Genomic DNA, 13,059 nt, shown 5'->3' on the forward strand with positions numbered 1-13,059 from the left:
TCTCATCCCCTAGGTGCTCGGGCCGGTCGTACTGCGTCGAACCAGTGCCGCTGTCGGTCAAAAGGATAGCCCGGCAGGTCCGCTCCACCCGCGGCTGACGGGCTGATCGCATCCAGGCAAAGCGTCGCGCCGGCAAGGTGCAGGGCAAGGACCGCGTCTTCCATCGTCTCGGGACGGGTGCCCGGATCGGGCACCGCCGCCTGCGACAAGCCAAGAGCGTAGCGGGGCCAGACCTGCTGCAACACCCGATGCAGATCAGCCCGGTCTGAGGGGATATTGAGCGCAATCTCTGCCGCCGGTGCGACGGGCCCCGGAGAGGGCGACGCGAGACTGCGCGTGAGGGCCTCCTGCGCCTCCTCCAGCGATGCCGCGACAAATCCGGATCGGTAGCTCAGTCCGACCCATCGGCGCCGCGTCGCCAAGGCGATCTTTCCCAGATCGGCGCCCGGCGCGCGGAGCGTCTCCAGCAGTTGGCTTATGCGCGTTCTCAGACTGTCGGGCGATGCGGCGGACAGCAGGAAAAGATGACGACCACCGGCAGGCAACGCCCGATGGAGTGACATGTCGGCATTGGACACAAGGATATGCGCATTCAGACCGCTCATGCCAAAGGAATTGACCCCCATCACCCGGCGGGGACCGGGCCAGACCCTCTGATCCCGCACAATCTCGAATGGCACCTCGTCCCAGTTGATCCGTGGCGACGGCGTCGCAAAGCAGGGCTGCCTTGGCATGAAACCGTCGCGGACCATCAAGATGGCCTTGATCAGACCGGCCACCCCAGCCGCAGCCTCTAGATGGCCGAGCGTCGCCTTCACCGATCCCACGACAACCTTTGTGTCAACCCGATCACCAAAGACGTCTGCCAATGCCGATATCTCAATCGTGTCACCCAATACGGTGGCAGATCCATGTGCCTCGATGGCCCCGATATCGGTGGGCGTTAGTCCGGCCGCCTCCACCGCTTGCAGAATGACGCGCGCCTGCGCCCGGCGCGAGGGCGCGCTCAGCCCGTTGCTGCGGCCATCCTGTCCCATGGCCCAGCCGGGCAAGACGGCATGGATGCGGTCGCCAGCCGCCAACGCGCATGACAGCCGTTTCAGAACCAGCACGCCACAGCCCTCACTGCGGACAAAGCCTGATGCGGTCGCGTCGAAACTGCGGGTTTCACCCTTGGCCGACAACACACTCATCCCGGAAAGTGCCCGAAAGGGCTCAACCGACAAAAGAGCATTCACGCCGCCCGCAAGCGCAACATCACAATGACCAAGGCGCAGATTGTCCCCCGCCAACGCGACGGCGGCGGCCCCCGAGGAACAGGCAGTATCGATAGTCAGGCTTGGCCCCGTCAGACCCAAGCAATAGCTGATACGCCCCGAAATCGCAGCATTCTGCGCGCCATTCGCACAATGGGGGTTTCCAGCACCGGATATGCCCGCTTGGGCCATCCGGAGCGCATAGTCAGACGACCCAGCCCCCATGAAGACGCCGATGGGCGCATCCTCAAGGCAAGCCGGCGAAAACCCGGCATCCTCAAGCGCGTGCCAGCTCGTTTCCAGAGCAAGCCGTTGCTGCGGGTCGATCAGCGGGGCTTCGTTCGCCGAGATCCGAAACGGACGCCGGTCGAAGAACGCGATATCATCCAGAGTACCGGCCCGCATGACGGGAAAACCTTCGCGCGAGGACAGGTCTTCGGACAGTCCCCACAAGGCCCATCGGTCGGGCGGAATGTCGCGGATGCCTGTCTGCCCCGAGCGGAGCAGCCGGTTCAGCTCTTCGGGTCCGTCCACTCCGGGGAACCTGCACGCAAGACCAATAACAGCGATCGGTTCGTCCGGCCTCATGACGAACCTTGCGCGAGCGCAAGCGCCAAGCCAGACGGGGTGGGAATTTCGAAAAGCAGTTCGGGCTGAATGTCGCGCCCAACCGCCTGTTCCAAATCCACCACCATTTCCGTGATCATCAAGGAATCCATGCCTTGGTCCGCCCAGGGCAGATGGGGATCAACGTCTTGCGGCGCGCAATTGACCGCTGCGGCAACCCAATCGGTCAGAAAACGCAGATATGCGCCCGGCCCTACGCTCTTCTGCGCGATAGCCCCGGCAAGGGTCCGGGTCGCCTCGATCTGTGCGCGGCGCGCTCTGAGCGGTCCCGGCTCCCAATCGAGCACCAGCAGCCCGCTCTCGGTCTCCAGCCTTGCGTGCGTGTCGCGGCGCCGGAGCTTGCCACTTGAGGTCCACATCAATGTTCCGGGCCGCGCCAGACGCACGCGCGCCACATCAACCCCAGACCCTGCCATGAGGTCGCGCCAGATCCGTTCGGCCACACCGGTGCCGCCATCCGCCCCAAGCCGGCCCTGCGCGATCTCAACAACCAGATCGACATTTCCTGCGTCCCGCTGATAGGCCGCGATCCGGCCGGGCCGGATGGCTGGATCTGCGCCGGTGATCAAAAGTTCCAGGTCAGCCGCGTGCAGGGTCCGTCCCCGCCAGAGCACGATGTCCTTGATGCGCCCCGTCACATACAATTCATCGTTCCAAAGAAATCCTAAATCCCCGCTGCGCAGATATGGTCCGTCGCCAGTCGCGGTGAACTGCCGGAATGTCGAAACGCTTTCCTCGGGTCGGTCATGATACCCAGAGCCTACGCTTTCCCCTGCAATCCAGATTTCGCCGATGCGGTCAGAGCGGCAGGGAACGCCAGTTTCCGGCTCGACAATCCGGACCCCGCCGGTCGTGCGAACCGGGCCGGACGAAACAAGACAGCGCCCCGTTCCTGCCACCAGTGGCACAACCCTGCCTGCTTCCAGGGCCTCCGGATCGAACCAGTGGGTCGTGGCCCCGCCGCCGCGTGCAGCACCCGACACCAAGAGCGTCGCCTCGGCCAGTCCATAACACGGCAGAAAGCACTGAGGATCAAAGCCCACAGGCTTGAACACGTCGGCAAAGCGGGCAAGGGTTTCGGGCTGGACAGGTTCCGCCCCGTTCAACGCGACACGCCAGCTTGAGAGATCAAGGGTTTTTAGGCGGTCAGAAGGAATACCGCGCACGCAGAGGTCAAAGGCGAAATTCGGTGCAACCGAAACCGTGCCGCGCCATTTGCTGATTGTATCAAGCCAGAGATAGGGACGCCGTATGAAGCTTTCGGGCGCGAGAACATAAGTCGGATCGCCACGCCAGAGATTGAAGAGCAGCCCGCCCATAAGCCCCATATCATGTTCGGGCGGCAGCCATGTGACCACGCGCTCCTCACCCTCACTTCGCAGACAGAGGTCTATCGCACACATCTGGGCATAGAGCGCGCCTTGCGTCACCACTACCCCCCGCGGATGCCCTGTCGAGCCGGATGTATACTGAATGATGGCCACATCCTCGGGCACAATCCTGTCAGGAATTACCGATGCGGCACGGTCGACGGTGTCGAGCGCAATGATCGGCGGCAAGGCCGCGATGCCGATCCCGTCCTCGGCAAGTGTTTTGGCGATGGCAGGCGACGTCAGCAGAACCGCACAGTCAGCCTCGGCCAAAATAGCGCCCGCCCGCGTTCTTTTCGTCTCATTGGTCGGCACCGCGACCGGCACCGCAGCACAGCCCGCAAAGAAGGCCCCGAACAGGGCGATCACAAAACCCGGTCCATGCTCAAAGATCAACGCCACGCGCGCGCCATGGCTACAGCCTGCTGCGGTCAAGACCCCCGCAACATGTGACGCACGTGCAACCAGATCCTCGAAACTCAGCACATCCGGTGGTCCGGCCGGGTTGTGAAAGAAATAGCACGCCGCATCTGGCCGTGCCGCTGCATGCGCCAGCACCCTGCCCGGCACAGTTTGGCTTGGCAGTGCCGCTGCGGCACCTTCAGCACGCGCCACGCAGTGTTCGAAAAGCGATTGCGTCATGGCGCAACCTCAGGTCTGATCAAGGGCGGGGGTATCGTCAGCGCCTCGGTCATGGTTTGGCCGCCGCGCAAGGTGTGTCCCAACATCGCTGCAAGGGGACCTAAATGCCAACCCGCCGTCTCTTGATCATCGGCTTCTCTAACGTGGCCACAAGATCCGGCTTCTCCGATCCCACCACCGACCGGCTTCGTGCCGAGACACCAGACGTTACCGTGCTTCGGGTCGGGCTGGGCGCCCAACAGCCGCACGTGATCCCCCCCTACCTGCGCCTTGCCGCCGCAAAGCTCGGGCCATTCAGCCACGTTCTGTTCGAGGTAAACGCGTCGGCCTTTGCCCTGCATCCCCTGACGACCCCGGCGCGCGGGCGCGAACTGCTTCTCGACATGGCACTTGTGGCTCAGGATATCGGGGCCGACCCGGCCTTTTTTCTTCACCACCGCCGTTGGACATCGCCGGTTCATCACGATTTCAACGCCCAAACCCGCGAATTCTGCAAGGAGTTTCGCATCCCATTTTTGGACATGGCCGAAGAATGGCTTGCCGAGGTTGGGGCCGATGTCGTGGCGGGCCTCCTGCGCGATGATGTCCACACGACCTACGAAGGTGGTGAGGTCATGGCAGACCGCGTCACCCCGTTCCTGAAACGCTGCCTCGATCAGGCTGCTTGGTTCCACGCCGTTTCCTTGCCCAAACCGATCTGGCGCCGCGGTCTCCTCGACACCGATGCAATTCAGCACGACCACCCGATGGAGCGTCATGACTGCATGGATTTGCCCCTCCACTACATGCGTCTCGAAGACACGGGCGCAGTCCTGCGATTTGGGCAAGAGTATCATGCCCAGGCTCTCGTCCACCTGTTCCACCGGGCTGGCGGGCACATCAACCTGCGCCTCGACCCATCGGGCCATAGTCTGCAAGTCTCCACCGTCGATCCTTTCAGCTACGCACCCAGAATCGGATCCGTCGCCTTCGATTTCTACCGCGGCCTCCACCTGCGTGAGATAACGATATCCCCCACCTTGGAAGCCCCCGAAATCAAACTGCTCAAGGGCGAACCAGAGCGGCCCTTGCGCAGCTACATCGGCCCGCTTCTCACGCTCGAGCCTGCGACCCCGTCCTGACGCCCCCCCCTTGGCAATTACCCGATGGTCGCCCGGCCTACCTCTCACGGTGCAAGATCCAAGACTGCCGCAGGTCCTCGATATCGAACCCATGATCCTGCGCGAATGCCGTGATGCTGTGTTGCACGACAAATGCACCTGTCTGGTCCTGCCACAGCCAGTTATCGCCGCACAACACGGCGTCGGGAAAGAGGTCATGCGCCACATCAAGCTCGTCGCGGTTCTTGAAGCCGTCAAGGTAGATCAGCTCAATAGGGATGTCGCGCCGCCGCAAGTCGTGCAACGCCTCTGGAGAGGCACAGCCCACCGGAACAAAGCGATCCTTGAACAAGCGTAGAGCGTTCAGGGCAACGGCGAAATTGCCGTACTTTCGCAGCAGGCGGGCGATGCGCGTGATCTCAGCGTCGGACAGATGATTGGCATGGGGCGCCATCCCTTCGACAAAGCTGGCCCAATCTCCATCCCACGGGTCTATCCCAATGACCGTCAGATCAGGCTTTGCCTTGAGCCAATGCAGCAAAGACCCCCCAAGGAAACACCCCACCTCGGCCATCAATCGGATGTCCCGGTTCAGGATCTGTCGCAAGATAATCTCGCGACCGCCATCACCGTCGGCGTCGCGCGCAAGGTGAAACGCTGCGTGTTCATCCAATGGAAACTCCGGCCAGGGATTAGCCCTCTGCAAGGCGTCGAGGCCCAGGATGACGCGCGATCCCGTTGGGGCGTTCGCGGCAAGATCGGCCTCTTGCGTCTTGGGCTTTGCGCCCTGCGGCCAGCTCGCAACATTTGGGGCCAGCGACCGCCCCACATCAGACGGCGGTGCCGCGTCCACCTGCGTAGTCAGCATCTCTGCCGGAGGTCTGGCACCCTTGCGATAGTGAAAGATGCTGTGACCCGACACGCCTTGCCAAGCAACCGTCGGAATGACGGCGCGGCGCAGATCGTCGCGCGCGAACAACTCGACAGGCACGATCAGATGCTGTCCCGGCCCCCATACTTTGGTCAGAAGCGCCTGTAGATCCACCGCCCCGAAAATACGCATATGGTCTTCTTGACCAAAGCGCGTCAGTCGATCGACCGGGCGAAGATCTGGCGACAGATCCTCTAGCGTGTGTTCGCCGCGGACTGGAACTGACAGGAAATGCAACCCGCCGGGTGCAAGAATGCGGTCAAGGTCCTGCAGCACGCCATCAACTGAGCAAGGCAGATGTTCCAGAACATGACTATGCACGATCAGGTCATAACTTGCATCCGGGATGCCGGCCAGATCGACGCACAGATCAAGCTTTCGGACCGTGAGAAACTTGCTCTTGTAGCGCTCCGCATCAAGATCCGCACCATGATAGGCATCCCCTGAAAGCTCGACAAATTTTCGGGCCAGTCCCAACTCCGGCGCAAGATGAAGGATGCGTTTGCCTTTCTCGAAAGCGCCCAGTCGATCAAGCACCATCCACATAAGCCGGTTGCGCTCCACCCCCCGACAGGATGAACACCGCGCATGGGAGCGACCGTTGAAATCCTCGAACTCGGTCCCGTGACAGATCGGGCAACAAAGATCCTCGTCAACCGTCCGGATCGTGGGGGCACCCTGAACGGATTTCACCTCGGCCACAGGTTTGTCCGCACCAGAGAGCGAGGACACCGGGCGCCGTCTGCCCGCCGATGCAATCTTGCGCAGGATGAATGTGGCGTTGGTGTTGAGAGGTTCGACAGGACCGCCGCGGCGCGTGATGGTCAGCCTGCCCCCAAGCGAGCGGATCATGTCCGCAAGATCGGCCCCGTAATCCGTATAGACCAAGCATTTCGTCCCGTCGCCAGCGTTGTGGTAGCGCTCCGGCTTCAGGTGCACCTCCGCCCCCTCCTCTACCCGAACCCTCGGTTCGGTCCGGTCAGGAAAGGGATAGTCATTCGGAATGGTAAAGACGTGAATCCCGCCGGGCCGAAGAACGCGCAGGGTTTCGGCAAATGCGCTTTCGACATCGGGAAGATGCTCCATCACATCGCTCGTGATGATGAGATCAAAGCTGTCCTCGTCAAAGGTCAGCTTGGTCAGGTTCTCGTTACGCACGCCATCAGGTGCTAGTGCCCCGATCGCAAGGTCGGGCCGAAAATAGGATCGTGTATAGTGCGGCAGCGTATTGAAACGCGCAACGAAAGGTCCCCGCAAGGCTGGCTCATAGACAGCGACATTGGACAGAAAGCCTCGTGCCACCAATTCGTCAATCGACAAAGCCTGTCCGCGTCCGAATTCATCAAGGATAACGGCCGCCTGGTCACGCCAGCGCATCGTGAACCGACAATTTGGGCAAGGATAGGACTCGCGCAAAGAGCGGTGATCGCCACGTCGAAATACGCCCACATGGCCGCAAATCGCGCACAGACCCTGAAATTCATTCTCCGGCACGAATATATTTCTCCTTTTAGACTGGGTAGATGGCCGAAAAACCCAACCGGACGCCTGCACGCAGCTCGATAGTTGAGACCGGCACTTGCCTTGTCAATTGTATTCATCCGGAAAGCGCCGTCTTTTGGGCTGAGGATTTTTGCCCCGGATCTGACACCCTCTCCGGCCATCGGTATAGACTCAAAGTCGAGATCTTACATCTCACCGATAAAGGCCACCATCAGCACTGGACAGATGCCGCGCAGGTTCGGATTGCAAAAGAAGAATGTAGCCGCCGCAGGCCTGCAACCAAGACGGCCCGCACGCTTAGGGTACTCTGGCGGAAGACTGGCGATCCCTCTTATCCATGGCCGACGCCCTTCAATCGCCGCCGCAATCGCGCCGACGGCACGGATCTGCCGCGTCAGTCCTCGAAGAGCTCGTTTTGTCCCGGCGCACTCTCGTCCTCGTCCTCTTCGCTGCCCATCTGCGGCATGGTCCCCGGCGGCGGGCGATTGTCCAACAGGCCCGCAGCCCGCAACTCCTTGAGCCCCGGCAGATCCCGCGCGCTCTCTAGCCCGAAATGATCCAGAAACTCTTGCGTCACCACAAAGGTCACAGGCCGCCCGGGCGTCATCTTGCGACGCCCGAACCGGATCCACTCCATCTCCAGCAATTGATCCACCGTGCCCCGGCTGACCGCCACGCCGCGAATCTCCTCGATTTCGGCACGCGTCACCGGCTGGTGATAGGCGATGATCGCCAATGTCTCGATCGCAGCCCGGCTCAGCTTGCGGGTCTCAACCGTCTCGCGGCTCATCAAATAGCCAAGGTCCGGCGCAGTGCGGATGGCCCAGGCATCGCCCACCTTGACCACACGCACGCCGCGCCCCTCATAGCGTTTGCGCAGATGCACCAGCGCTTCGGCAGGATCGCTGCCATGCGGCATCCGCTCGGCCATGTCGCGGGTGGTCAGCGGCTCGGTGCTCGCAAACAGCATCGCCTCAATCATCCGCTCCTGCTCGCCAATGGGCGGCGCTTGAAACAGGCTTTTTTCTTTTTCTTCAGGTGCTTCCGACATACTCTTAATCCTTGCGCCGCAGCTCGATAGCGGCGAAAACCTCCGCTTGCCGCACCTCTGCCCGCCCTTCCTTGACCAGTTCCAGCGCCGCCGCAAAGGTCGAGGCCGTGGCCGATCGCCGCCGCCCCGGATCGGTGGTGAACCCCTCTGGCAAATAGCTCAGGATATCGGTCCAGGTGCCTGCATAGCCGATCAAACCCCGCATCCGCTCCAACGCCTGCTCCATGGTAAAGATCGCATCGCGATCCATCACAAAGGGGCGGAATTCGTCGCGCGTCCTGATCCGGGCATAGCCCTGCATGAGGTCAAGCAGCGTCGCCGTATAGGTCACACGCCGCAGGCGCGCCACGTCCTCTGGCACCCCGCGTGCAAAGAAATCGCGCCCCAGCCGGTCTCGTCCCATCAGACGCGCCGCGCAATCGCGCATCGCCTGCAAGCGCTCCAACTGAAACGCCAGATGCGCCGCCAACTCCTCGCCCGAGGGTCCGTCTTCGCTCGGGTCTGGCGGCAACAACAGCCGCGATTTGAGAAAGGCAAGCCACGCCGCCATCACCAGATAATCCGCCGCCAGTTCCAGCCGCAGCGCCTTGGCGCGTTCCACAAAGGCCAGATATTGCCGCGCGAGTTCCAGCACCGAAATCTTGCGCAGGTCCACCTTTTGCGTCCGGCTCAGCGTCAGCAAAAGGTCAAGCGGCCCCTCGAACCCATCGACATCGACAATCAGCGCCTCAGCGGCCAACCGCTCGGCGACATTGACCGGCCCCTCATCCCTGTCGAAATCGTCCTCACTCATGCGCACACCCGCCCGTCAGCGCATCAAGCTGTGCCGATAGGGCGGAAATGTCAATCTCTTGGGGGGTCTTGCGCCATGTCAACGCCCGGTCGGCACGGATTTGCGCAGGCTCGGTCATCTCGCCGGCAGCCTCTGCCACCGCCTGCCGTTCCGCCAGCGTCCCGTTGCAATGCAGGATCACATCGCACCCGGCCTGCAAGGCCGCCCGCGACAGGTCCGGCAAGGTGCCACGCAACGCTTTCATGGAAATGTCATCAGTCATAATCAGCCCGTCAAAGCCGATTTCGTCCCGGATCACCTGCATCATAGATGCGGATAGGGTCGCAGGCGCGGCATCAATCGCACTATAGACCAGATGCGCCGTCATCCCCAAAGGCAGGTCGTTCAGCGCTCTAAAAGGCGCAAAATCAGTATCTTGCAGATCACTCTTCAGCGCCGTGACCACCGGCAGATCATGGTGGCTATCCGCCTCGGCGCGGCCATGTCCGGGGATATGCTTGACCACGGGCAATACGCCCCCGTCTAGCAATCCATTCGCCACCGCACGGCCCAGATGCGCCACCGTATCGGGATCAACGCCATAGCAGCGATTGCTCAGGAACGGATGCGTCGCAGGCCCCGCCACATCCACCAACGGCGCGCAATTGCTGTCGATGCCAAGCGCGTGCAACTCTGCCGCAATCAGACGATAGCGCAGATACATCGCCTCAGCCGCGAGGCTGCCCGCCGCCTCTGCCTGATCCAACGGCGCAGGCCACTCGCGCCAGAGCGGCGCGCGCAATCGCTGCACGCGCCCTCCCTCCTGATCAATCGTGACCATCGCATCATGCCCTGCGGCCTCACGCATCTCTGCCACAAGGGCGCGCACCTGATCCGGGCTGTCGATGTTGCGCGCAAAGAGGATAAACCCAAACGGGCGCGTGTCGCGAAACAACGCCTTTTCCTCTGTCGTCAGCCGCAGACCCTCCGCATCGAGGATCGTCGCCCCAAACCGCGTCACCGCGTGACCACCGGGATGCACTCGGCGCGCTCAGCGACCAGTGCCGAACAAAACCGCCGCGCGTCCCCCAGATCGGCAAAGCCCATGGCCCGCAACCGGTAGAATGTGCGCCCGCCACTTTCAGCGCGCTGAATAACCCTTTGCTTTCCATCAAGAAAATCACCGAACCGCCCCGCCAGACGGTCCCATTCTGCGCGCGCCACTTCCGCCGAGTCAAACGCGCCAAGCTGCGCCAACCGCGTGCCAAGCGGGATCGTTTCCGCATCCACCTCATCCGAGGGCGCAGATCGCGCCGCCGCCACCGCAAGGGCGACTGCTTCGGACACCGAGGTAAGCGATGCAGGGCGCGCACGCGGGCGCACGACCGCTTGCGCAACGGCCACGTCTTCTACGTCAGGGGTCTCGACCGCCTCCGGGCCCGTCACCTCTTCCTCCAGCGGGGCTATCGGCGCGGCCCCCGCCGCAATCTGATCCGCAAGCGCAAGGATTGAGGCGTTCTGAACCTCCTCCGGCACAGCCTGTGGCGCAGGCTCTGTGACTTCTGCACGCGGGGTGGCCTCTGCGACCTCCGCCGTCGGGGTCAACGGGGCCACATCCTCCAACGACAATTCAAGCGGCGGAGGGGCCAGAACCAACCGATCTGCCGGGGCCGCTGCCGTGCCTTCGGCGGCCACGGCATTAACCGACAGCCCTTGATTGGCCGCAGCATCGCCACCGGGATCGGCAGGCGCCTCGCGCATTGGCCCTTCGGCCGCGCGCACCACCGGCACGCCTGACACATCGCGCAGGACCATCTTGGTGCCCCACACCCCAACGCCCGCGATCAGCGCAAGCGAGAGTGCCGCGCCGGTCAGATTGGTCAGCCTGACAATGAGCTTTGCGCGCTCAGGCCCCGGTTCGGGCCGTGCATAGTGCATATCTGCCATGTCGCCTCTTGCTCTCCGGCGATACATGGTCGCCGGGGATGTACTGTTCTGCCTCATCCCCGGCTTGGTGCGTTAACGCATCTCTTCCGCCGGAGTTACGCCCAGAATACCAAGGCCTGCGGAAATAACAACGGTTACAGCACGCGCAAGGGCGATTTTCGCCTGTGATGTGGCCACATCGCCCTCTTGGATGAAACGCAACGACGCATCGTCATTGCCCCGGTTCCACAAAGCATGCAAATCAGACGCCAGATCATAGAGATAGAATGCCACGCGATGCGGCTCATTGCTGCGCCCGGCAATCTCGACCAAGCGTGGCCATTCCGCGATCTTGCGCGCCACCGCCAGCTCTGCCTCATGGGTCAACCCGCTGAGGTCCGCTTGCGCCAATGTGGCATCCTCCACCGCAATTCCGGCCTCTGCCGCCTTGCGCAGCACCGAATTCACCCGCGCATTGGCATATTGCACGTAGAACACCGGGTTATCCTTGGATTGCTCCAAAACCTTGTCGAAATCGAAATCCAAAGGCGCATCGTTCTTGCGCGTCAGCATCACAAAGCGGGTCACATCCGCGCCCACCTGATCAACCACATCGCGCAGCGTCACAAAGGTGCCCGCGCGCTTCGACATCTTGAACGGCTCGCCGTTTTTATACAGCTTCACCAGTTGGCACAGCTTGATATCCACCGGCACCCGGCCATTCGACAGCGCCGACACCGCCGCCTTCATCCGCTTGACATAGCCGCCATGATCCGCGCCAAAGACGTCGATCAATAGGTCAAAGCCCCTGCTGATTTTGTCATAATGATAGGCGATATCAGGGGCGAAATAGGTCCAGCCACCGTCCGACTTCATGATCGGGCGGTCCACATCATCGCCATGTTCGGTGGATTTGAACAGCGTCTGCTCGCGCGGCTCCCAATCCTCGGGCATCTTGCCCTTGGGCGGCTCCAGCACACCGCGATAGATCAAGCCCTTGCTGCGCAAATCCTCGATCGCCGCCTCGATCAACCCGGTGCCATAAAGCGACTTTTCCGAATAGAACACGTCCATCTCAACGCCAAGCGCCGCAAGATCCTCGCGGATCAGCGCCATCATCTTGTCCGTGGCAAAATCGCGGATCGGCTCTAGCCAAACCTCCTCGGGCTGCCCAACATAGGCATCGCCCACTTGCACCTTCAGCGCCTCGCCCACCTCGATCAGGTAATCACCCGGATAGGTGCCATCGGCAAAGGCCACCGCCTGCCCATGCGCCTCAAGATACCGCAGATAAACCGACCGGGCCAGCACATCGACCTGCGCACCGCCATCATTGATGTAATATTCGCGCGTGACCTCATAGCCCACATAATCCAACAGCCGCGCCAGAGCATCGCCAAACACCGCGCCCCGCGTATGGCCCACATGCAGTGGCCCCGTCGGATTGGCGCTGACATATTCCACATTCACCCGCTTGCCCGCCCCAAGGGTCGAGCGACCATAGCCCGTGCCCTCGGTCAGCGCCGCACGCGCCACCCGCTGCCACACCGCAGGGACCAGCCGCAGGTTAAGAAACCCCGGCCCCGCCACCTCGGCGCTCTCGACACGGCCATCCTCGGCCAGCCGTGCCGCCAAAGCATCGGCAATCTCGCGCGGCTTGAGGCCCGCAGGCTTGGCCAGCACCATCGCCGCATTGGTTGCCATATCGCCATGCGCCGCATCGCGCGGCGGCTCGACCGTCACACTGGCCATATCCAGCCCAGCGGGCAACTGGCCGCCTGCCTGCATTGCCGCCAGCGTTTCCAGCACGAGGTCGCGCATATCGGTAAAAAGGTTCATAAAAGCTATCCTTGCTGCCTTGGCTCGGGTTATCCAACGGCG

General features: G+C 62.2%; 9 protein-coding genes. 1 reads left to right on the forward strand and 8 read right to left on the reverse strand.

What is annotated here, in order from left to right:
* Positions 1-2: 2 nt before the first annotated feature.
* Entirely contained in the window at positions 3-1,790 is a 1,788-nt protein-coding gene (locus ROSMUCSMR3_RS01490) for a polyketide synthase (protein WP_237183510.1), read from the reverse strand.
* A gap of 50 nt (positions 1,791-1,840) precedes the next feature.
* Positions 1,841-3,895, reverse strand: a complete 2,055-nt coding sequence (locus tag ROSMUCSMR3_RS01495) for an AMP-binding protein (protein ID WP_081506216.1) — start codon at positions 3,893-3,895, stop codon at positions 1,841-1,843.
* A 104-nt stretch (positions 3,896-3,999) separates the two neighbouring features.
* On the opposite strand from ROSMUCSMR3_RS01495, the gene ROSMUCSMR3_RS01500 reads away from it, so the two are divergent.
* Positions 4,000-5,016 carry a hypothetical protein gene (locus ROSMUCSMR3_RS01500; protein WP_081506217.1) on the forward strand — a complete coding sequence of 339 codons (1,017 nt, stop codon included), beginning with the start codon at positions 4,000-4,002 and terminating at the stop codon, positions 5,014-5,016.
* A gap of 37 nt (positions 5,017-5,053) precedes the next feature.
* Here the strand turns inward: ROSMUCSMR3_RS01500 and ROSMUCSMR3_RS01505 are convergent, their stop codons facing one another.
* The 6 genes from ROSMUCSMR3_RS01505 to argS all read right to left on the reverse strand — a co-directional run bounded on the left by ROSMUCSMR3_RS01505 (position 5,054) and on the right by argS (position 13,017).
* Positions 5,054-7,303 (reverse strand): class I SAM-dependent methyltransferase, encoded by a 2,250-nt coding sequence (locus ROSMUCSMR3_RS01505; RefSeq protein WP_081508517.1) that lies wholly within the window; start codon positions 7,301-7,303, stop codon positions 5,054-5,056.
* A 520-nt stretch (positions 7,304-7,823) separates the two neighbouring features.
* A complete protein-coding gene (scpB, locus tag ROSMUCSMR3_RS01510) occupies positions 7,824-8,480 on the reverse strand; it encodes an SMC-Scp complex subunit ScpB (RefSeq protein WP_081506218.1) in 657 nt (218 codons plus the stop codon).
* A 4-nt stretch (positions 8,481-8,484) separates the two neighbouring features.
* Positions 8,485-9,273 carry a segregation and condensation protein A gene (locus tag ROSMUCSMR3_RS01515; protein WP_081506219.1) on the reverse strand — a complete coding sequence of 263 codons (789 nt, stop codon included), beginning with the start codon at positions 9,271-9,273 and terminating at the stop codon, positions 8,485-8,487.
* A complete protein-coding gene (gene nagZ, locus ROSMUCSMR3_RS01520; RefSeq protein WP_081508518.1) occupies positions 9,266-10,273 on the reverse strand; it encodes a beta-N-acetylhexosaminidase in 1,008 nt (335 codons plus the stop codon). Before nagZ ends, ROSMUCSMR3_RS01515 begins: the two co-directional genes overlap by 8 nt.
* Complete coding sequence (locus ROSMUCSMR3_RS01525; RefSeq protein WP_081506220.1) at positions 10,270-11,199, reverse strand: SPOR domain-containing protein; 930 nt, start codon at positions 11,197-11,199, stop codon at positions 10,270-10,272. Before ROSMUCSMR3_RS01525 ends, nagZ begins: the two co-directional genes overlap by 4 nt.
* 72 nt (positions 11,200-11,271) lie before the next feature.
* On the reverse strand, positions 11,272-13,017 hold the full coding sequence (gene argS, locus ROSMUCSMR3_RS01530) for an arginine--tRNA ligase (RefSeq protein WP_081506221.1): 1,746 nt from the start codon (positions 13,015-13,017) through the stop codon (positions 11,272-11,274).
* Between the last annotated feature and the right edge of the window lie 42 nt (positions 13,018-13,059).

Source organism: Roseovarius mucosus, assembly GCF_002080415.1.
Lineage (GTDB): Bacteria > Pseudomonadota > Alphaproteobacteria > Rhodobacterales > Rhodobacteraceae > Roseovarius > Roseovarius mucosus_A.

Bases quoted from the DNA above. Each gene is read 5' to 3' on its own strand.
- ROSMUCSMR3_RS01505 (WP_081508517.1), bottom strand. From the start codon at position 7,303: ATGCGCTGGCGTGACCAGGCGGCCGTTATCCTTGATGAATTCGGACGC.
- scpB (WP_081506218.1), bottom strand. From the start codon at position 8,480: ATGTCGGAAGCACCTGAAGAAAAAGAAAAAAGCCTGTTTCAAGCGCCG.
- ROSMUCSMR3_RS01525 (WP_081506220.1), bottom strand. From the start codon at position 11,199: ATGGCAGATATGCACTATGCACGGCCCGAACCGGGGCCTGAGCGCGCA.
- ROSMUCSMR3_RS01515 (WP_081506219.1), bottom strand. From the start codon at position 9,273: ATGAGTGAGGACGATTTCGACAGGGATGAGGGGCCGGTCAATGTCGCC.
- argS (WP_081506221.1), bottom strand. From the start codon at position 13,017: ATGAACCTTTTTACCGATATGCGCGACCTCGTGCTGGAAACGCTGGCG.
- ROSMUCSMR3_RS01495 (WP_081506216.1), bottom strand. From the start codon at position 3,895: ATGACGCAATCGCTTTTCGAACACTGCGTGGCGCGTGCTGAAGGTGCC.
- ROSMUCSMR3_RS01500 (WP_081506217.1), top strand. From the start codon at position 4,000: ATGCCAACCCGCCGTCTCTTGATCATCGGCTTCTCTAACGTGGCCACA.